Source organism: Romboutsia sp. Marseille-P6047 (assembly GCF_900604535.1).
Taxonomy (GTDB): domain Bacteria; phylum Bacillota; class Clostridia; order Peptostreptococcales; family Peptostreptococcaceae; genus Romboutsia_E.
On sequence record NZ_UWOT01000001.1, the window covers coordinates 160,888 to 180,589 of the forward strand.

At 28.6% G+C, this 19,702-nt stretch carries 22 protein-coding genes; 2 read left to right on the plus strand and 20 right to left on the minus strand.

Annotated elements, in window-relative coordinates:
* Positions 1-17: 17 nt before the first annotated feature.
* From EIH23_RS00780 to EIH23_RS00830, 11 genes are all read right to left on the minus strand, one after another.
* Positions 18-572 carry a stage III sporulation protein AG gene (locus EIH23_RS00780; RefSeq protein ID WP_122638298.1) on the minus strand — a complete coding sequence of 185 codons (555 nt, stop codon included), beginning with the start codon at positions 570-572 and terminating at the stop codon, positions 18-20.
* 14 nt (positions 573-586) lie between these two features.
* On the minus strand, positions 587-1,168 hold the full coding sequence (locus tag EIH23_RS00785) for a stage III sporulation protein AF (protein WP_122638299.1): 582 nt from the start codon (positions 1,166-1,168) through the stop codon (positions 587-589).
* Between the two features lie 11 nt (positions 1,169-1,179).
* Entirely contained in the window at positions 1,180-2,364 is a 1,185-nt protein-coding gene (spoIIIAE, locus tag EIH23_RS00790) for a stage III sporulation protein AE (RefSeq protein ID WP_122638300.1), read from the minus strand.
* Positions 2,365-2,378: 14 nt separating this feature from the next.
* Complete coding sequence (gene spoIIIAD, locus EIH23_RS00795; RefSeq protein ID WP_243113296.1) at positions 2,379-2,756, minus strand: stage III sporulation protein AD; 378 nt, start codon at positions 2,754-2,756, stop codon at positions 2,379-2,381.
* Positions 2,757-2,780: 24 nt separating this feature from the next.
* On the minus strand, positions 2,781-2,978 hold the full coding sequence (gene spoIIIAC / locus EIH23_RS00800) for a stage III sporulation protein AC (protein ID WP_122638302.1): 198 nt from the start codon (positions 2,976-2,978) through the stop codon (positions 2,781-2,783).
* Between the two features lie 10 nt (positions 2,979-2,988).
* Entirely contained in the window at positions 2,989-3,510 is a 522-nt protein-coding gene (locus tag EIH23_RS00805) for a stage III sporulation protein AB (protein ID WP_122638303.1), read from the minus strand.
* Complete coding sequence (gene spoIIIAA, locus EIH23_RS00810; RefSeq protein ID WP_122638304.1) at positions 3,500-4,468, minus strand: stage III sporulation protein AA; 969 nt, start codon at positions 4,466-4,468, stop codon at positions 3,500-3,502. Before spoIIIAA ends, EIH23_RS00805 begins: the two co-directional genes overlap by 11 nt.
* Positions 4,469-4,576: 108 nt before the next feature.
* Positions 4,577-5,611 carry a phosphate acyltransferase PlsX gene (gene plsX / locus EIH23_RS00815; RefSeq protein WP_122638305.1) on the minus strand — a complete coding sequence of 345 codons (1,035 nt, stop codon included), beginning with the start codon at positions 5,609-5,611 and terminating at the stop codon, positions 4,577-4,579.
* Positions 5,612-5,762: 151 nt separating this feature from the next.
* Positions 5,763-5,939: a 50S ribosomal protein L32 gene (gene rpmF, locus EIH23_RS00820; protein WP_122638306.1), complete on the minus strand. Its 177-nt coding sequence runs from the start codon at positions 5,937-5,939 to the stop codon at positions 5,763-5,765.
* 13 nt (positions 5,940-5,952) lie between these two features.
* Entirely contained in the window at positions 5,953-6,480 is a 528-nt protein-coding gene (locus EIH23_RS00825; protein WP_122638307.1) for a YceD family protein, read from the minus strand.
* A 160-nt stretch (positions 6,481-6,640) separates the two neighbouring features.
* Positions 6,641-7,837 carry an acetate kinase gene (locus EIH23_RS00830; protein ID WP_122638308.1) on the minus strand — a complete coding sequence of 399 codons (1,197 nt, stop codon included), beginning with the start codon at positions 7,835-7,837 and terminating at the stop codon, positions 6,641-6,643.
* A gap of 388 nt (positions 7,838-8,225) precedes the next feature.
* Here EIH23_RS00830 and EIH23_RS00835 point away from each other — a divergent pair, with 388 nt between their 5' ends.
* Positions 8,226-9,494: a nucleotidyltransferase gene (locus EIH23_RS00835; RefSeq protein ID WP_122638309.1), complete on the plus strand. Its 1,269-nt coding sequence runs from the start codon at positions 8,226-8,228 to the stop codon at positions 9,492-9,494.
* 58 nt (positions 9,495-9,552) lie between these two features.
* On the opposite strand, the gene EIH23_RS00840 is transcribed toward EIH23_RS00835, so the two are convergent.
* The 6 genes from EIH23_RS00840 to EIH23_RS00865 all read right to left on the minus strand — a co-directional run bounded on the left by EIH23_RS00840 (position 9,553) and on the right by EIH23_RS00865 (position 16,746).
* The gene (locus EIH23_RS00840) at positions 9,553-10,944 is read right to left on the minus strand and encodes an FAD-binding oxidoreductase (protein WP_122638310.1); all 1,392 of its coding nucleotides are present in this window, start codon (positions 10,942-10,944) and stop codon (positions 9,553-9,555) included.
* A gap of 15 nt (positions 10,945-10,959) precedes the next feature.
* Positions 10,960-12,171 carry an electron transfer flavoprotein subunit alpha/FixB family protein gene (locus tag EIH23_RS00845; protein WP_122638311.1) on the minus strand — a complete coding sequence of 404 codons (1,212 nt, stop codon included), beginning with the start codon at positions 12,169-12,171 and terminating at the stop codon, positions 10,960-10,962.
* A gap of 12 nt (positions 12,172-12,183) precedes the next feature.
* The gene (locus EIH23_RS00850; RefSeq protein WP_122638312.1) at positions 12,184-12,972 is read right to left on the minus strand and encodes an electron transfer flavoprotein subunit beta/FixA family protein; all 789 of its coding nucleotides are present in this window, start codon (positions 12,970-12,972) and stop codon (positions 12,184-12,186) included.
* Between the two features lie 19 nt (positions 12,973-12,991).
* Positions 12,992-14,320 (minus strand): nickel-dependent lactate racemase, encoded by a 1,329-nt coding sequence (gene larA, locus EIH23_RS00855; protein ID WP_122638313.1) that lies wholly within the window; start codon positions 14,318-14,320, stop codon positions 12,992-12,994.
* Positions 14,321-14,347: 27 nt separating this feature from the next.
* Entirely contained in the window at positions 14,348-15,910 is a 1,563-nt protein-coding gene (locus EIH23_RS00860) for an L-lactate permease (RefSeq protein WP_122638314.1), read from the minus strand.
* 131 nt (positions 15,911-16,041) lie between these two features.
* Complete coding sequence (locus EIH23_RS00865) at positions 16,042-16,746, minus strand: FadR/GntR family transcriptional regulator (RefSeq protein WP_122638315.1); 705 nt, start codon at positions 16,744-16,746, stop codon at positions 16,042-16,044.
* Between the two features lie 146 nt (positions 16,747-16,892).
* Here EIH23_RS00865 and ylbJ point away from each other — a divergent pair, with 146 nt between their 5' ends.
* A complete protein-coding gene (gene ylbJ / locus EIH23_RS00870) occupies positions 16,893-18,080 on the plus strand; it encodes a sporulation integral membrane protein YlbJ (protein ID WP_122638316.1) in 1,188 nt (395 codons plus the stop codon).
* Positions 18,081-18,115: 35 nt separating this feature from the next.
* Here the strand turns inward: ylbJ and EIH23_RS00875 are convergent, their stop codons facing one another.
* Genes EIH23_RS00875 through rsmD form a run of 3 tightly spaced genes read right to left on the minus strand, consistent with a single transcriptional unit; the run spans position 18,116 to position 19,688 of the window.
* Positions 18,116-18,631, minus strand: coding sequence for a hypothetical protein (locus tag EIH23_RS00875; RefSeq protein WP_122638317.1), 516 nt, complete (start codon positions 18,629-18,631; stop codon positions 18,116-18,118).
* A 3-nt stretch (positions 18,632-18,634) separates the two neighbouring features.
* Complete coding sequence (gene coaD, locus EIH23_RS00880; protein ID WP_122638318.1) at positions 18,635-19,132, minus strand: pantetheine-phosphate adenylyltransferase; 498 nt, start codon at positions 19,130-19,132, stop codon at positions 18,635-18,637.
* A complete protein-coding gene (gene rsmD, locus EIH23_RS00885; protein WP_122638319.1) occupies positions 19,116-19,688 on the minus strand; it encodes a 16S rRNA (guanine(966)-N(2))-methyltransferase RsmD in 573 nt (190 codons plus the stop codon). Before rsmD ends, coaD begins: the two co-directional genes overlap by 17 nt.
* Between the last annotated feature and the right edge of the window lie 14 nt (positions 19,689-19,702).

Here is a 19,702-nt window from a genome sequence, read left to right on the forward strand (position 1 = left end):
GTTATATATATATTTATTTATTTTGAGTAAATCTCAACTTGATGCCCTTGTATTTGTAATGCTGTTTGGACTGCACTATAAAGCGTTTCTTTTACTTTAGAATCCGTTGCTCCGCTTGAAACAACTATTACACCCTTAACTTTAGCTTCGTTAGTCTTTAATATAATTGGAGTATTTGAACTTGAAGTTATCATTGTTTTATTTTCACTTTCAGTTGTAACTGTTCTTTCACCACCTTGAGAGTCTTTTTCTTGAGTTGTCTCAGTTGTAGTATTGCTATTATATGCTGGTTCTTGTTCTTCACTTGATTCAAATGTGATCATTACATCTACGTCTCCAGCTCCACTAATTTTAGATAATATTTTTTGCAATTTTTTTTCTAAATCTTCTTCTTCACTAGATTTTACTTCTTGTGTATTTGGCTCTTGTGCTTGTGATGTATCATTATTGTCGCTTATATTTTTATTATCAGGAATACAAGATATTATTATTAAAGCTAGTACACAAATAATTCCCAAAGATAATAGAGAGTATATCTTTTTTTTATCTTTTTCATTTAAGTTTTTAAACATTTACTCAACCCCTATTAATCAATTTCTATAGTTTCAATTGAAACATCAAGTATTTTGACTAAGTCTTCTTTAAGTTCATCTTCTTTTAGATTTCCTTCTAATTCTTTTTTATCACCTTCATCTTCGTTAAATACTTGTTCAGTTTTTTCTTTTTCATTAGATTGTATGTCCTCTTTTTCACTTTTATTACTAATATTTTTTTCTTTTAGTTTTATATTACTAATATCCGATCCGTCAAACTCTATATCTTCTAGATCATATCCATATTCGTCTAGCTTTAACTTTAACACTTCTTTTAATCCATCTTCATATCCATTAACTAAACTATTAGTTCCGCTTTTACTTGCAAGATTATTGCTACTTTCTAAATATTCTTTATTATAGTCGCTCATTACCTTTAAGATTTTATCTTCTAAAGAAGTGTTTCCTGAGAAAAAATTAATTATGGGAGTTATAACTATAAATACAAATATAAAATTTACTACAACACTTATATATGGTTTCATTTTAGATTTTGGTAATATCATATCGACTATACCTACTATAAATGCACCTATCAAAATTGTTATAATCCACGACTTCAAACCTTCCATCATAAAGTTCCCCCCTATTGAGTTACTGCACTTATTGATGTTAGTATTGCAACAGTAACAAAAAACATAATCATAATAGCAATTACACAAGCAAGCATTATAATCATTAAGTTTGATACATCATTCAAAAAACTAGACATTCCATCTTCACCTACAGGCTCTACTACAATTGCAGCTGCCTTATATACAACTATTACTGATAATACTTTTATAATTGGTATTAAACAAATACCAACTAATAAAACTAGTCCTATTCCTCCGAAAACATTTTTTATAAGTTGAGATGAAGATAGTAATATATCTACTGAATCTGATACAAATCCTCCAACTACAGGAATAAAATTTCCAATTGCAAATTTAGCTGTTTTTACACTAAACTTATCAAAGCTGGTTACATATATTCCTTGAATAGATACTAATCCTAAATACACAGTAAACATAGCTCCTATAGTAACTATATTTATATTTTTTATGAAAGATGCTAGTTTATTTAACTTTATACTTTTTGATAAATTATTTATTATTAGAACTGAAAATGCTATTGTTATAGATGCAAACATAAACTTTTTAAAAATAATATTTATTAAAGTTACTCCACCTAAAAATATTGGGTTTAAAGCTGTTGATGTTATTGAAAATCCCATTAAAGTTAGAAATGTTATTAATATTGGCATTAATACTTGCATTAGTTCGATTGTGTTATCTATAGTTTTATAGCAAATACTTAAGACATCCTTAAATCCAATCAAAGTAAGAGATACCATAGTAATAAATATAATATAAGTTGTTATTTTGCTTATATCTCCTGATGAAAATGAGTTTTCTAAGCTTTTTAATATAGAAGATAATAAAGCTAGTACTAAAATTATAGTTGCTACTCTTAAACTCGTTTTAAACTCACTAAATATTGTAGATACGATTTTATCTTTATCAAATAAATCTAATATATTATTTTCTCCACTAATTAGGCCTTTTACAAATTGTTTTAAATCTATATTTTGAACCGCAACATCTTCTCTTATATATTTTTCTATTTCACTTATATTTATATTACTAAGTTGATTATCTATATAAGAATCAATACTGCTTTGGGCTCCTTTGTAATCCTCACTATTTTCATTATCTTGTGCAAAACACATTGTAAATGTATTAAATACAATAAATAAGATAATAAAAATAACTAATTTATTTTTTTTCATAAGTAATCATTCTCCTATGGTATTATATTTAATATCATTTCTACTATTGATAAAAGTATAGGGAATGACATAGTCATAACTATCACTTTTCCTCCAAACTCTAACTTTGATGCTATATTTTTTTCTCCACAATCATTACAAAGTTGAATAGCAAACTCCATAATATATGCAATACCAATTAATTTTATTATTAAAGTTATATACATATTGGGTATATTCGCTTTATTAGCTAAATCTTGTATTCCCTCTATGATAAAGTTTAATTTAAATATTACAGATAGTAATATAATTACACCTGTAATTATAGCTATAAAATTTGCGATTTCTGGTCTATCTTTTTTTATTACTAAACAGAGGGTTGTAGAAATTATAGCAATACCTACTAACTGCATTACTTCCAAGATAATCCCTCCTCTTTAGTAAAGCTGAAACATTGTTCTAACAGTATTAAATAAATCACTTATTTCAGTTAATACTATTCCTAAAACTATAATTACACCTGCTAAGTTAGTAAAAGTTGCCCAGTCTTTCCTATCTGCCTTCTCTAAAACCATGTTAAGCACCGATATTAATATTCCTACACCTGCAACTTTTAATATTAAAGTTATATCCATGATTATCCTCCTATATTAAAATTATTCCTATCCCTATTCCTAAAAACATAATAAGTTGCTTGTACAAATTTCCTTTTTTGCTTATATCTTCTTTACTATCTGTAGTTAAATTCTTTAAATTTTCTACACTAAGGTTTATCATTCTTTCTTGAGATGTAACATCACTTTTACCTAAAATAAGTATCAGCGTTTTTAACTCGTCCACCTCCTTGTTTTGTAAATATGTTTCATTAGTTAAAATAAATAAATTATCCTCTACTATTTCATCTAAAACTTTCTCCTTATTACTATTTAAATCATTTGCTAAAGCTTTAAAGAACTTGTAAAAACAATATTCTTTTTTCTCTCCTATTCGACTAAATATTTCTTCTAATGTATATAACCCAAAGGATAAATCTATCCTTATTATCTCTAATATTCTTATGAGATCATTAATCTCTTTATGCCTCTTTATATAAGACTTATGTATAAAATCACCTATTAGATAGCTACAACCTACTAGAATTCCTATAATAATAACTTTAATTTGCAAAATACCATCTCTTTTCTTCTAAATCATAAATTTTTTCTACCGTTCCTGGGCCTTTTCGTGCAGATAAAATTATAACCTTCTTAAATAGTTCTTTGTCTAATAAGCGACTTAATTCCTTTCTTCCTTGTATATCATCAATAGAATTACCATGTACCGTAGTAATTAGGCTTACACCGCCATTTAAAGCTGTATATAATGCCTTTATTTCTTTTTCATTACCTATTTCATCAGTTACTATTATATTAGGTGACATAGACCTTAAAAGCATCATTATTCCTATATCCTTAGGGCAGGTTTCTATAATATCTGTTCTTATACCTACATCCATCTGTGGAACACCTAAATATGCTCCTCCAATTTCATTACGTTCATCGATTAATGCAACCTTCATTCCTTTAAATCCATACTTTTTATTACCATTACTTAAATTTCTTACTATATCTCTAAGCAATGTTGTCTTTCCACACTGAGGTGGTGATATAATCAAAGTATTATTTACTTGATTTTCTCCTTTGACAATATGTTCTAACACTTTATCAGAACACCCTATTATTTCTCTTGAAATCCTTATATTTAAAGATGATATATGCTTAATATTTTTTACTTGTCCATTTTCAAGTATTACCTTACCAACTATTCCAACTCTATGCCCACCTCTTAATGTTATAAATCCTTTTGTTATATCGTCCATAAATGTATGAATAGAATATTTACATATTATTTGAAAGGTTTGTTCTATATCTTCTCTTGTAACTATATATGGCGTATTCATATTTAGGTCTAATTCATTTTCTTTTTCATTATAAAAATAATCTTTATTATTAGAATTTAAAATAAGTGGTTTTCCTGACCTTAATCTAATTTCTTCTATATTAAGATTACTTTTAGGTAGTTTTTTTATTTTTTCTCTTAAGTTTAACGAAAGAGAGTTTATAATTTCATCAGATATAATTTTCATATCTTGTCCTCCTTTCTCGTTTATATATGTATATTTACTTGTCCTATAAATTATTACAAGTCTTAAAAATAAAAAATAAAGCTACCTAATATTAGGTAGCTTTATTTTTTATTTCTCTTCATTTTTTATTTTTTTAGCTTCTTCTTTCTCTTTAGATTCTTGTACAAAATTCTCTATGTCTTTTAAAACATTACCTTTAGCAAATTTTATACCTTGGTTTATAGCATTTTTTATAGCTTTAGAATTTGAACTTCCATGAGCTTTTATAACGCCTCCATTTACCCCTAATAACGGAGCTCCTCCATATTCAGAGTAATCCATAAAATCTTTTAATTCTTTTAAATCATTTTTTAATAACATTGCACCTAGCTTTCCTTTTGTACTAGATAAAAATGTTTCTTTTAAAAGTTTCATAACTGACATTGCTACACCTTCTGCTGATTTTAATAGTATATTACCTGTAAATCCATCACATACTATTACATCTGCTTTAGCATTTATAACATCTCTAGCTTCTAAATTACCTATAAAGTTTAAATCCATACCTTTAATTTCTTCATAAGACTGCTTTACTAGCTCATTTCCTTTACCTTCTTCTGATCCTATGTTTGCTAATGATATTTTTGGATTTTCTATACCTAAAACTTTTTTCGAATATATATTTGTCATAGCTGCAAATTCTACTAAATTTCTAACCTTGCAATCAGCGTTAGCTCCACCATCTGCAATTAAAGTCATTCCTCTTTTTACGTTTGGTATTGCTGGACAAAGACAAGGTCTATCTATTCCCTTTATTCTACCTACTACAAATAACCCTCCTGCAAGTAAAGCTCCTGTGCTTCCTGCAGATACTATGGCATCAGCCTTACCTTCTTTTACTAATTGTAAAGCAACTACCATAGATGAGTCTTTTTTACATCTTATTGCTTTAACAGGCTTATCTTCATTTTCAATTATCTCTGTCGTATGTATTATCTCTAGTTTACTTTTATCAAACTCATAATTAGAAAATTCCTTTTCTAATATATCTTTATCTCCAGTTATTATTATATCTACATTATATTCTTTAATTGCACTTACAACGCCTTCTACGTTGGATTTAGGTGCATTATCGCCACCCATTCCATCCACTACAATCTTCATAATAATCTTCCCTCCTAAATTTGTATTATAAAATCACTTACCTTATATTATAAATCAAATTTATAAATTTAACTCTAAATGAGCACTAATATATTATTAAATACAAGTAAAAAAAAACATGTAGAGTAATCTACATGTTTTCTAGAAGTTATTATTTAGAAACAACTTCTTTACCTTTATAATATCCGCAATCAGGACACACTCTATGTGGTAATTTTGGCTCATGACATTGAGGACAACTTACAAATCCAGTTGCAGTCATTTGTGAGTTAGCCGCTCTTCTCATTTTAGTTTTTGATTTAGACGTTTTACGCTTTGGTACTGCCATTTACGCCACCTCCTTAGTCATTTTTAAACAAATCTTTTAATTTAGCAAAACGGGGATCTATAATCTCCTCGTCGTTCGCAGTTTCATCACAAGAACATTCTTCTTTATTTAAGTTAGCTCCGCACCCTGGGCAAAGACCTTGACAATCTTCATCACAAAGTACTTGTGAAGTTAAATTAAAATCTATAGTCTGTTCTATTATATCAAGAAGATTTACTTCTTGTCCATCATATATGAAAGCATCATCATCCTCAAAACTATCTTCATCAAAGTCTTCTTTTACTAAGAATCCTTGTATGTCATAGTTAACAGGTACTTCCACTTCATCTAAGCATCTTGAACAGTTGTCCATAAGTGTAAAATTAACATTAACATCGATATATAAACCTTTGTTAGTGTTTGATATTTTACCCTCTACATTAATAGGTGAAGTTAGCTTATATGTGCTATCACAATAATTAATAGTATCAATTTTTTGAGAAAAATTCAAGTCTAATTTATCAGTTTCTCTTCTGTTTAATTTATCTAGACTAATAATCATCTTTTCACCTCAATAATATTGCCAAATTTATTATACAAATCTCCTCATTGTTTGTCAAGTATTTTTACTTGATAGATAAATTTGTAAATAATATGAAAATAAGTTAAGGTAGGTGATTAACCTACCTTAACTTTATTATATCCAATTAAAGTATTTTTAATTATTTAACTAAAGCTACAGTATCTCTAGCTATCATTAATTCTTCGTTAGTTGGTATTAATAATATTTTAACTGCAGAATCTTCTGTAGATATTACTCTTTCTTTACCTCTAACTTTGTTAGCTTCTTTATCTAACTTCATTCCTAAGAATTCCATATTTGAAGCTATAGCTTCTCTCATGTCTATTCCATTTTCACCTACACCAGCAGTAAATACAACAGCATCAACACCGTTCATTTCAGCAGCATAAGATCCTATATATTTCTTAACTCTTTGAGCATAAGCATCTAAAGCAACTTGAGCTTTTTCATCACCTTTAGAAGCAGCATCTTCTATATCTCTGAAGTCACTTGATATACCAGTCATACCGTATACTCCAGATTGCTTGTTCATTACGTTATCTATTCCATCTGCATCTAAGTTTTCTTTTCTCATTAAGAATGGTATTATAGCTGGATCTATATCTCCACATCTAGTTCCCATTATTAATCCTTCTAATGGAGTGAATCCCATAGAAGTATCTACACATTTTCCACCATCAACAGCAGCTATAGAAGCTCCATTTCCTAAGTGGCAAGTTATTATTTTAACATCTTCTATGTTTTTACCTAGCATAGCAGCAGCTCTTTGAGATACATACTTGTGAGAAGTTCCGTGGAATCCGTATCTTCTTACACCGTACTTAGAGTATAACTCATGAGGTAAACCATATAAGTAAGATTTTTTAGGCATTGTTTGATGGAAAGCAGTATCAAATACAGCTACCATTGGTACTCCTGGAAGTATAGCTTTACAAGCATCTATTCCCATTATGTTTGCTGGGTTGTGAAGTGGAGCTAAATCTATACATTCTTTTATTGTATTTTCAACTTCTTCAGTTATTACTACTGATGAAGCGAACTTTTCACCACCGTGTACAACTCTGTGTCCAACAGCTTCTATTTCGCTCATTTCTTTTACTCCACCGTAAGTTGGATCAAGAACAGCGTCTAATACTAATTTTATAGCATCTTCATGGTTTTTCATTGGTTGTTCAACTATGTACTTACCTTCTACACCATCTTTTTCTTGCTTAAGTATAGAACCTTCTATACCTATTCTTTCAACTAAACCTACACATAAAACAGCTTCATTTGACATATCTATTAATTGATATTTTAATGAAGAACTACCACAGTTTAATACTAATACTTTCATTAGTATACCTCCTTAAATTTTATCAATATCTTTTAACAAGTCTATTAAGACTTTAAATTTAACAATTTTTGTACGATTTCTAAATGAAATTTTGTATACAGTAAACATTTATCATAATTAATATATCACTTTTTATATTAAAAGTACATAGTATTTACAGAATATTTAATGTATATTTCAAAATACTTTTCCTAGGTATTATTTTTCTATTTAACCTAATATTATTATATGAATATTAATTATTTTAAACTTATTTAACTTATACATTACTGATAAGTTTCTAGATTAGATCTTACATACCTCTATTTTTTATATTTATTTTAATTTGAAAATTATATATAATTTTTATTTGTAACATACTTTAATGATTAAACAAAGGAGAAATTTTATGAATATACTTGGACTAGTTGTAGAATATAATCCATTTCATAATGGGCACTTATATCATCTAACAAAATCTAAAGAAATAACTAAGGCTACACACACAGTTGCTATTATGAGTGGTAATTTTCTTCAAAGAGGAGAACCTGCTTTATTTGATAAATATACTAGAGCCAAGGCAGCTGTAGAAAATGGCGTTGATTTAGTTATTGAATTACCTACTTTATTTGCTTGCCAAAGTGCAGAAATTTTTTCTCATGGTGCAATAACTACATTAAATTCTTTAAATTGTATAAATTCTATTTGTTTTGGTAGTGAGGTTGGTGAAATAGATATACTTTATGCAATTTCAAAAATATTAGTTGATGAACCTGATTCATTTAAGTTATATTTAAGAAAATATTTAGATGATGGCATACTTTTCCCTACAGCAAGAAGTAATGCTTTATTTGATTATATAAATGAAAATAATTTAGTTACTATATCTAAAGATGAACTTTTGGATATACTTAATTCATCTAATAATATTTTAGGTATAGAGTATATAAAGAGTATACTAAAATTAAAAAGTACTATAACACCTTTTACTATTACAAGGATGAGTTCTGAATATAACTCAGAAGAAATAAGTAGTTCTATTTGCTCTGCCACAGCAATAAGGGCAGCATTAAAAGAATCTGATGATATTTCATTTGCATCAAATGTAGTTCCTGTACCAACTTTTAATATAATAAAAGATAAAATATCTAATAATTTTAATCCTATCTTTGATGAAATGTTTTTTGATATTCTATCATCAATAATACTTAGAGATAGTAATAATCTAGATTCTTATTTTGATGTTAATGAAGGAATAGAAAATAAAATTTACCAAAGTATATTTAATTCTAAATCCTTAAATGATTTACATTCCTTAGTAAAATCGAAAAGATATACTTTAACTAAAATTAAACGTATACTTAACAACATCTTACTTGGTATAACTAAAGATGATATCAATCTTGTTAAAGATATGAACTATATACCTTATATAAGAGTTTTAGCTTTTAATGATAAGGGTCGAGAAATTTTAAAAACTATAAAAATAAATTCTGATGTTAATATTATAAATAAATTTTCAAAAATTACTTTTGCTTTAGATGATATTAAATTTAAAACTTTAATCGACTATGATATAAAAGCAAGTAATATGTATAATATGATTTATTATAAAAATAATATGAATTTACTAAAAGGACCTATGGACTTCTATCAATCACCAATCTATGTTAAATAAAAAATTAAAATTACAAGCTACCACCAATTTTAAATTTTGGTGGTAGCTTTATTTTTATTTAATATATTTTTCCTGGATTCAATAAATTTTTAGGATCAAAAGCAGATTTTATATTTTTTATTATATCCATATACACTTCACTTTGAGATTCGTGTAAGTATTCTTTTTTAGCATATCCTATACCATGTTCGCCTGAAACTTGACCTCTTAATACCCTAGCCTTGCCATACATATGATTAAAAGTTTCACTTAATTTTGCATTCCACTCGTCTTCACTCATATCATCTCTAAGTACATATACATGTAAATTTCCATCACCTGCATGACCAAAACTTTTTATTCTAACATTTAACTCTTCTTGTAAGTCATGAGTATATTTTATAAATTCAGCAACTTTATCTCTAGGAACTACAACATCACATTCATCCATCTCAGTTGTAGATGCTTTTATAGCTTCTAAAAATGCGCCTCTAGCAGACCAGATAGAATCATTTCTTTCTTGTGTATCAGATATAAATACATCATATGCCCCACACTCTAAACAAAGTTTAGCAACTTTTTCATATTCTTTTTCAATTTCTTCTTTTGTATTTCCATCAAATGTTAATAATAAGTATGCATCAGATGTATTATCTGGGAATTTTTTACCTAGAAAATCTTCTGCTGCAAGAATAACATCTCTTTCCATAAATTCTACAGCTGTTGGGATTGACTTTGATTTTATTATTTTAGGCACAGTATTTATTGCCATCTCTAAATTTGGAAATGGTATCAATAAACTTATAGCTTTTTTAGGAAGTGGTAATAACTTTAATGTAGCCTTAGTTACTATGCCTAAAGTACCTTCAGAACCAACAATTAAATCTTTTATTGCATATCCCGAACTATTTTTAACTACCTTCCCTCCTACATTTATTACTTCACCATTAGGAAGCACAACTTCAAGTCCTCTTACATAGTCTCTAGTTACACCGTATTTAACAGCTCTCATTCCACCTGCATTAGTATTTATATTTCCTGCTATAGTAGCACTTTTTTCTCCTGGGTCTGGTGGGTAAAATAAATCTTTTTCTTGTACATATTGACCTATAGTCATAAGAAGAACTCCTGGTTCAACTGTTAATGTTAAATTTTCCTCATCTAATTCTAATATTTTATCCATTTTGCTTAAGTTAATCATTATACCACCATGTATTGCTACTGATGCTCCTACAAGACCTGTTCCTTGCCCTCTTGGTGTTACAGGTATATTATTTTCATAAGCATATTTCATTATTTTAGATACCTGTTCTGTACTACGCGCAGTTATAAGAACTTCTGGATATTTCTCAACTCCACCTAATTCATCATGAGAAAAATCTTCACTTATTTCATCACCAACAATTACATCCTCCTTATCACAAATACTAAGTAAAAAATCTATATCATTTTTATCAATAGTCTTATACATAATAATCCCCCCTTACTATTCTTCAGCTGTTGCAGCTATTTGTAAACTTTTTTCATCTATTTTTTCTATTAATTTAGGTATTATTTCATAAATATCACCTATTAAAGCCATATTTGCTACATCAAATATAGGTGCTTTTTCATCTTTATTTATAGCGATTATATAATCAGATCCGCTCATACCTGCTACAAATTGAACAGCTCCAGAAACTCCACAAGTTATTATTAACTTAGGTTTTACAGTTCTACCACTAAGACCTATTTGCTTTCTAGGATCTAACCATCCAGCTTCTACCATAGGTCTAGTTCCACCTACTTGTGCTCCTAGTTTATCTGCTAACTTATATATCATTTGCATATCTTCCTCTTTTTTTATTGCTCTACTTGCAACTACTATAACTTCTGCATCTTCAAGCCCAACTTCTTTGGTTTTAGGTTTAACATCTAAAACATTTATTTTAGATATTAATTTTTCTTTATTTATACTACATAATGTTACCTTTCCTGTTGGTGATTCTATTTTCTCTGGCGCTGAGAATATTTTATATCTTACTGTTGCAAATTGTGGTCTATGATTAGGAGTGTGAATATGAGCCATTATATTACCACCAAAGGCTGGTCTTATTTGATCTAAATCAGTATTTTCTTGTATATCAAGTATCGTACAATCAGCTGTAAGACCTGTTTTAAATCTAGCAGCAAGTCTTGGAGCTAAAGATCTACCTAATGTAGTTCCACCAACTAACATTATTGTAGGCTTAATATTATGAATATAATCTTCTACTGCAGCTGTGTATGGTTCTATTCTAAACTCTTTAAATTCTTCATCATCATATACAAATACTTCATCTACACCATACGCTAGTAAATCATCACATTTATCTTTTATATTCTGACCTACAAATACACAGTATACTGGATGATTTATTTTTGTAGCCATTTCACGAGCTTTACCTATAAGTTCATATGTTACTGGATGTATTTCTCCTTCATGATGATCTACATATACTGTTATTCCTCTCCATTCATCTTTATTTATGCTTTCTCTTTTTTCTTCTATAAATTCAAAAGCTCCCTTTGGTCCATTTTTTACGCATAACTTACACATTTTACACCCTGCACCAATTTCTATTTGACCATTTTTCTCCTCCATTGCGCCAAAAGGACATACTTCTAAAACACTTTTTATATCTTGAATTTTTTCCATATTTACAACTATTCTTGCCATTTTAAATCCCCCTTAAATTAATTTTAAATCCTTTAATTTATTTGATAGTGCTTCACTTAGATCATCAGCACTTCCTCTTAATATATCCTTATCTGTATTTGGTGTTGGAGGGAATATTTTTAAAACTTGAGTTGGAGATCCATTCAAACCATAATTCATTTCATTTTTATCTTCAAAGTCATTTAATGAGTATATCGGTATTTCTCTGTTTTTTGTTTCTATTTTTAATTTAAATGAAGGAAGTCTTGGTTGGAATATATCTTTTTCTACTGTCATCAAACATGGATATTTTATTTCACATACTTCTAATGTATTTGGCATATCAATTTCAACTATTATGCTATCTTCTTTTACTTCTATTATTTTAGTTACATTTGTAACATGAGGTATATTTAAAAATTCAGCTACTTCAGGACCTACTTGAGCAGTATCACCATCTGTAGTTTGCTTACCACAAATTATAATATCTGGATTACCCATTTTCTTTATACCTTGAGATATTGTATAAGATGTTGCTAAAACATCTGCTCCTGCAAACTTCCTATCACTTATTATAGCTCCTTCATCTGCCCCCATCATAAAGCTTTCTTCTATGATTTGTTTAGCTTGAGGTGGCCCCATTGTTATTACCTTTAATGTTGCATTATGTTCTTTTTTTATTCTAAGTGCAGTTTCAAGTGCAAATAAGTCATAAGGGTTCATTTTTGAATCTACACCATCCCTTTTTAAAACACCTGTAGCTTCGTCAACTTCCAACTCTGTTGTACCTGGAACTTGTTTTATACATGTTAAAATCTCCATTATTACTCCTCCAATACTTTTATTTAATTGATACAGTTTCCTCTTTATTAGAATCTACATTAATATTTTCCTTTGACTTTACTATTACAGATACGCCATCTGGAATAACTGCTACTTTTGCATCATTTCCTTTTATTTCAAATGCCATCTCTAAAGCTTCTTTAAATGTATATGCATGTTTCATATGCATACTTTTTATCATATTAGGGCTACACTTATCTGTCACCATTATTACAGTATATTTTTCTAGTATTCTAGCTAATATTTGAAATTCCCATTGATCCGGTACTGTATCACTCTTTTTAACTTTTCTTACATTTTCTAATATTTCACTTGGTGATTTTGCATTTGCTATGTTATCATAAAAAGATTGCCCTCCATGACCATCATTACAAGCTGATACCATAATTATGACTCCACCTTCTATACATGTTGCCTCAGCTGCAGTCATACCTTTTACAGATTGATATATATTCTGATCTAATGGGTATCCTCCATTTGTACTTACTACTATATCTGCCATTTGAGCATCTATTTTAGATAAATTAGTTACAAATTCACATCCTGCCTTATGAGCTTTATCTACATCACCTGCAAATGATGCTATTACTTTTTTATCTTTATCTATAACTACATTGACTATAAATGCTAGCTTAGCAGTTTTTGCCGCATAAACCATATCTTTATGAATAGGATTATTTTTAAGTATCCCTGTTCTTGCATTCTTACTATCTATAAATTCACTACAGTGGTTATACATAATAGTTTTAGCTGATGCAATTCCTGGAAGTATACTTTTTCTTCCTCCTGAAAATCCAGCAAAGAAATGTGGTTCTATAAATCCTTCTGCTATTAATAAATCTGCTTCAAAAGCTACCTTATTTAAATAGAAGTCTCCTCCAGATGGAAGTACTCCAGCTTTAACCATTGCACTATCATCTGTAGACACATGCATTATAATCTCTTCATTATTTACTATTTCTTCACCCATCTTGTAAATTAATTCTTCTTTAGTGCTTGGTCTATGAAATCCAGTTGCAACTATTATCTTTATATTTATATCTGGATTACCGTCTCTTAATCTTCTTAAAATTATAGGCATAGTAACTTTACTGGGAACAGGTCTAGTATGGTCACTAGTTATTATTACTACACTCTTTTTACCTTTAGCTAATTCTTCTAATCTCACTGAACCTATTGGATTATTCATAGATTCTTCCACTATCTCTTCTTGAGTTTTATCAACTACATAGTTGTGAGCCTTTGATTTTAATACCGCTAATAAGTTTTCATCTGGAATATTTAACTCCATTCCCACCTTTGAATAAGGTACTCTTAAAATCGACATACATTCCTCCTTATAATAATTTTTATCTTATATAAATGGTAAAAAACTTCCTATATAAACTAAAATACCAAGTATCAATACATATCCTAAACAAAATTTTAGTGTTGAACCAAATATCTTCCCTTCACTACCTATTAATCCAGTTGCTGAAGTTGCAATTGCTATACTCTGAGGTGATATCATCTTACCAGCAGTAGCACCTGCTGTATTCGCTGCTGCTATCCAGTATGGATCTATAGATAAAGATTTAGCAGCTTCTACCTGAAGTCCACCGAATAATATATTTGCTGATGTATCACTTCCTGTTACAAATGTTCCTATAGCTCCTAGTAATGGTGATATTAATGGATACATATTTCCAGTTATTGCACATAGACCAAATGATATTGAGCTAGTCATTCCACTGTGAGACATAACTTTTGAAATTGCAACTATTGACATAATAGTTACAAATGATTTAGAAAGTTGCTTTACAGTTCTTATAAAAACATCTATCATTTTCCCTATTTTTACTTTTTGTATTAATCCTGCAATGAATGTTGAAATTATTATTATCATACCTGGTGTATTTATCCATACAAATGATGTAGGTGATGCTCCTTCTCCACTATAAATTTGTATTGTACTGCTAAATCTAGCCAATAGTGTATTTATTCCTTTACACAATGGGCTGGCAATTAATATTAATATACATAAAAGTATGTATGGCAACCATGCAAGTATCCCTTCTCTAGTAGATACTACTGATACATATTTAGAAATTGTAGATCCATTTTTGTCTTGTGAGTTTATATTTTTATTAGATTTTTTATTCATAGCCTTAGCCATAAGTATGGTACATAACATACTGCATAAGCTTCCTATTAGTGCAGGTAATTCTGCTCCTAAGTATTTCGCTACGAAAACCTGAGGTATAGCAAACGTTATCCCAGATATTAAAGTTATAAAAAATACCCCTTTAATGGCCTTAAAACTTTTTTGAGTTAAGATAACTAATGCAAAAGGAATTAATACAATAAATCCTGATAATTGAAGTGAAGTTACATAACTTAATTGAAGAACATCTAATCCTGTGACTGATGCTAGTGTTGATACTGGTATTCCTATAGCTCCGAATGCTGTTGGAACAGTGTTTGCGATAAGACATATTATTGCTGCAAATATGGGATTAAAACCTAGAGATGCTAATATACTAGCTGGTATTGCTACTGCTGTTCCATATCCTGCAACAGCTTCTAAAAATCCACCAAATCCCCATGCTAGTATAAGAACTTGTATTCTCTTATCTGTGGTAATACTAGATAACATATTTTTCATAGTGTCCATAGTTTTAGTTTCAACAGCTAAGTTATAAGTAAATAGTGCTGCAACTATAACTAATAAAATTGGCCATAAAGCTACTGCCATTCCCTCTAATGTGGCTGTGGCTACATTTAATACTGGCATTTTCCAAAATACAAGTGCTATGACTATTGTAAGAATAACTGTGAAAAAACATGTTTTGTGTGCTGGTAATTTCATTACTCCTAAAGATACTATAAGCCAAATAATAGGAATTATAGCTAGAATAAATAAAATATACTCATTCATCAAGGATCCCCCTTAAAATTTTATTAATTTGTCAGATACTTGAATGATGGTCAGTGGTATTACCACTTCACACTTAAATAGTATTACCTTTATTTATAATATCAATATTTATCTTTATATTAACAATCTTATTATTTTATATAATTTTCTTTTATAAGTCTCATATGCTCTTCCATCTTTTTATATGCTAAGTTGGGATCTTTATTTACTATAGCATTATATATGTCTATATGTTGATTTAATAGTATTCTTTCATCTGAATATCTATTAATGATCTTCTCTCTTGCATCTTTTATGAAAGCTTCAAATAATTTTGATGATGTTAAAAAAAGACATTCAATTAAATAATTTTTACTTATAGAAGATATTTTATTGTGAAATTTTTGATCTAATATTACTAATACTTCATTTCTATTTTTTCCATCTATTTCTTCTTTCATTTCTTTAATTATATTTTCTAGTTCCATAGCCTCACGATTTGTTATTCTTTCACTAGCAAACTTAACTGCTTCTAATTCTAGTGCTTGCCTTAGTTCTATTACTTCATGCCAACTTCCATTGTTAAGCTTAAATAAAAGTGATAATGGTTCAATTAATGATTTATTTATATTTGAACATATAAAGTTACCCTCACCTTGTTTACTTTCTATTATACCCATAGTCTCCATTACTCTAATTGCTTCTCTTATAGATGTTCTGCTTACTCCCATTTGTTCAGATAACTCTCTTTCTGACGGAAGTTTATCACCTTTTTTAAATTCTCCCCTAAATATACTCTCTTGAATTTGTTCTATAACTTTCTCATATACTTTTTTATTAACTATATTATTGAACATATTTCCCCCTACAAACCAATTGCGTTTAAATAAATTTTTAATTATATTATACTCTATTGTTAAAAAAATGTGGAAGTGGTTTTATATTCATACAAGCCTCATTAATTTAATATAATAAAATATATTATTTACTCAAGGTGGTGTTTATGAAAAAAAATAAAACAATATCTTTCTTTTTACCAATTATCATAGTACTATTCTTAATATTTGGAATTATTATATTCCCTCAAGAAGCTATAAAGTCTGCAAAAGATGGATTTAATATATGGGCAAATGTATTAATTCCATCATTACTTCCATTTATAATAGGAGCTAATTTAGTTGTAGATTTAAAAATAGTTGACTTAATAGGTATAATTATAAACCCTATAACTAAATTTATTTTTAATGTTTCTGGCAAAAGTGCCTTAGTATTTGCTATTTCAACAGTTTCTGGATATCCTGTTGGAGCTAAACTTGCATATGATCTTAGAGATACAAATCAAATATCATCTTCTGAAGCACAACGACTAGTATCATTTTGCTCTACATCTGGTCCACTATTTATAATTGGTGCAGTTGCTGTGGGAATGTTTAATAATTCTTCTTTAGGATATTTAATGATACTATGTCATTATCTAGGGTCTATAACTGTAGGCATATTATTTAGATCTTATGGCAAAGAGAAATTACCTAAACCTAACTATAATGTAAAGGCAAATATAAAAAATGTTATTAACACTAGATACTCAAGTAATATTGGATTTTTTGTAATGTTTGGAAATGCAGTTGTAAATGGAGTAAATACTTTACTTGCAGTAGGTGGCTTTGTTATAGTATTTTCAGTAGTATTTAAAATACTTTCTTTATTCAATATAATATCACTTTTATCCAATATACTTTATATTCCACTTTCAGTTTTGGGTGTTACTAAAGACTTATGTTATGCTTTTATAAGTGGTTTATTTGAAATAACAATCGGTTGCAATAATATTGCTAAAGTAACATCAGCCCCTTTAATATTAAAAGCTACACTATCTAGCTTTTTAATTGGATTTAGCGGACTGTCTATATTAGCTCAATGTTGCAACTTCTTAGCTAAAACTGATATTAATACTAATTTATACATTTTTAATAAGTTTTTACATGGATTATTTGCCGCAACATTTACATTGTTGCTTTATCCACTGTCTGAATCTACTGCACTCGCATCTAATTTTACACCTACATATAATACTTTATTTAATAATCAATTATGGATTTATTATTTGAATAATACAAATTTAGTACTAGCTTTTATATTGCTTATTTATTTAGTATTTAAATTTGTAATGCCTGATAATGATAGTATTTAAAATGAAAATGAGTATGGATTAATCCATACTCATTTCTATCTTAATTCAGCTTTATCTCTAACTATTTCTTCTAGTATTGATTTTAAGTTATGCTCTACTGCAGAAAGTACATCAGTAGCATAATCAATAGACCCTTGTCTTATTTCTCTAGCTATATTTTCTGCTCTTTCTGATATTTCTTTTGCTCTTTGCTCAGCTTGTCCAACTATATCACTTGATTCTATATAATCTTGTAAAGTCTCTTCTGAATTTTTCTTTAATTCTTCTAAAGTTCTTTCATACTCTTCTTTTATTTTTTCTGCATCTCTTTCAGCTTGAGCCTTTAACTCATTTGCATCTCTTTTAGCTTCATTTAGTATTCTATTTCTTTCTTTGTTTATCCACACAGCTTGAGTAACTTCATCTGGCATTAAAGCTCTGATTTCTTTTATCATACTTAAAAGCTCTTCTTTGTCTATAACTGATTTTTGTGAAAAACGAGCAGTCTGTGCATTTCTTATTTTATCTTCTAATTGATCAAACAGCTCAATCATCTCTAAATCTATTTTCATTGCTTACTTCCCCCTATTAGTCTTTCTCTTTAGCTCTTCTAAAACTACTTTTGGCACTAAATTTTTTACATCTGCATCAAAAGTTAAAACTTCTTTTATTAATGATGAACTTATAAAAGAATATTTTGTTGTTGTCGGTAGTATGATTGTTTCTATATTAGGGTTCAACTCTCTATTCATATGGGCCATTTGTAACTCATATTCTACATCTGATCCACTTCTTACACCTCTAACTAGTGTATCAATTCCATTTTCTTCACAATAATTAACTAACAAGCCATCAAAACTTACAATTTTAACATTTTCTAAATGCCCAGTGCATGACTTAATTAAGTCAACTCTTTCTTCAAAAGTAAATAAACCTTTTTTATTTGGATTAAAAAGTACACCTATTTGTAATTCATCAAATAGTTTAGACGCTCTACAAATTATATCTAAATGTCCATTAGTAATTGGATCAAAACTACCAGCAAACATTGCTTTCCTAATCTTCTTGCTCATTTTGTTCCTCCCACTTATAAAATGTCATTGTTGTATTTCCATACTTCTTATCTCTAGTCTTAATTAATCTTCCTATTCTTTCTTCAAATACATCTTTTGTATCGTGTTCTACAACTATTATTCCATCCTCATGTAGTAGATTTAATTCGTCTATACTTTTTAAACAATCTATAAACATGTTTTCATAATATGGTGGATCCATAAATATAACATCAAATTTTTGATTTTGAGTTGATAATCTTTTTACTGCATCTTTAAAATCAATATTTAAAATAGTACTTTCATTTTCAACTCTAGCTTTTTTTACGTTTGACTTTACTATATTTATACTATCTCTACTCTTATCTACAAAAACACAATTCTTTGCGCCTCTTGATAAACACTCTATACCTAAAGAACCTGTTCCTGCAAATAAGTCTAAAACATTACTCTCTCTTATGTATGGATTTATCATATTAAACAATGATTCTTTAACCCTATCAGTTGTAGGCCTTACATCTTGATTTTTAGGAGTGTCTAATTTTAATCCTCTTACTTTTCCTGATATAACTCTCAATGTCATATCTCCTC

What these genes read in the sequence shown, in the direction of transcription:
- EIH23_RS00850 (WP_122638312.1), bottom strand. Translation starts at nt 12,972, where the DNA reads ATGGAGATTTTAACATGTATAAAACAAGTTCCAGGTACAACAGAGTTG.
- EIH23_RS00840 (WP_122638310.1), bottom strand. Translation starts at nt 10,944, where the DNA reads ATGTATAAGACTATTGATAAAAATGATATAGATTTTTTACTTAGTATT.
- EIH23_RS00785 (WP_122638299.1), bottom strand. Translation starts at nt 1,168, where the DNA reads ATGATGGAAGGTTTGAAGTCGTGGATTATAACAATTTTGATAGGTGCA.
- ylbJ (WP_122638316.1), top strand. Translation starts at nt 16,893, where the DNA reads ATGAAAAAAAATAAAACAATATCTTTCTTTTTACCAATTATCATAGTA.
- EIH23_RS00860 (WP_122638314.1), bottom strand. Translation starts at nt 15,910, where the DNA reads ATGAATGAGTATATTTTATTTATTCTAGCTATAATTCCTATTATTTGG.
- larA (WP_122638313.1), bottom strand. Translation starts at nt 14,320, where the DNA reads ATGTCGATTTTAAGAGTACCTTATTCAAAGGTGGGAATGGAGTTAAAT.
- EIH23_RS00830 (WP_122638308.1), bottom strand. Translation starts at nt 7,837, where the DNA reads ATGAAAGTATTAGTATTAAACTGTGGTAGTTCTTCATTAAAATATCAA.
- spoIIIAE (WP_122638300.1), bottom strand. Translation starts at nt 2,364, where the DNA reads ATGAAAAAAAATAAATTAGTTATTTTTATTATCTTATTTATTGTATTT.
- EIH23_RS00825 (WP_122638307.1), bottom strand. Translation starts at nt 6,480, where the DNA reads ATGATTATTAGTCTAGATAAATTAAACAGAAGAGAAACTGATAAATTA.
- plsX (WP_122638305.1), bottom strand. Translation starts at nt 5,611, where the DNA reads ATGAAGATTGTAGTGGATGGAATGGGTGGCGATAATGCACCTAAATCC.
- EIH23_RS00865 (WP_122638315.1), bottom strand. Translation starts at nt 16,746, where the DNA reads ATGTTCAATAATATAGTTAATAAAAAAGTATATGAGAAAGTTATAGAA.
- EIH23_RS00875 (WP_122638317.1), bottom strand. Translation starts at nt 18,631, where the DNA reads ATGAAAATAGATTTAGAGATGATTGAGCTGTTTGATCAATTAGAAGAT.
- EIH23_RS00845 (WP_122638311.1), bottom strand. Translation starts at nt 12,171, where the DNA reads ATGGCAAGAATAGTTGTAAATATGGAAAAAATTCAAGATATAAAAAGT.
- EIH23_RS00780 (WP_122638298.1), bottom strand. Translation starts at nt 572, where the DNA reads ATGTTTAAAAACTTAAATGAAAAAGATAAAAAAAAGATATACTCTCTA.
- spoIIIAC (WP_122638302.1), bottom strand. Translation starts at nt 2,978, where the DNA reads ATGGATATAACTTTAATATTAAAAGTTGCAGGTGTAGGAATATTAATA.
- EIH23_RS00835 (WP_122638309.1), top strand. Translation starts at nt 8,226, where the DNA reads ATGAATATACTTGGACTAGTTGTAGAATATAATCCATTTCATAATGGG.
- spoIIIAD (WP_243113296.1), bottom strand. Translation starts at nt 2,756, where the DNA reads ATGCAGTTAGTAGGTATTGCTATAATTTCTACAACCCTCTGTTTAGTA.
- rpmF (WP_122638306.1), bottom strand. Translation starts at nt 5,939, where the DNA reads ATGGCAGTACCAAAGCGTAAAACGTCTAAATCAAAAACTAAAATGAGA.
- coaD (WP_122638318.1), bottom strand. Translation starts at nt 19,132, where the DNA reads ATGAGCAAGAAGATTAGGAAAGCAATGTTTGCTGGTAGTTTTGATCCA.
- spoIIIAA (WP_122638304.1), bottom strand. Translation starts at nt 4,468, where the DNA reads ATGAAAATTATATCTGATGAAATTATAAACTCTCTTTCGTTAAACTTA.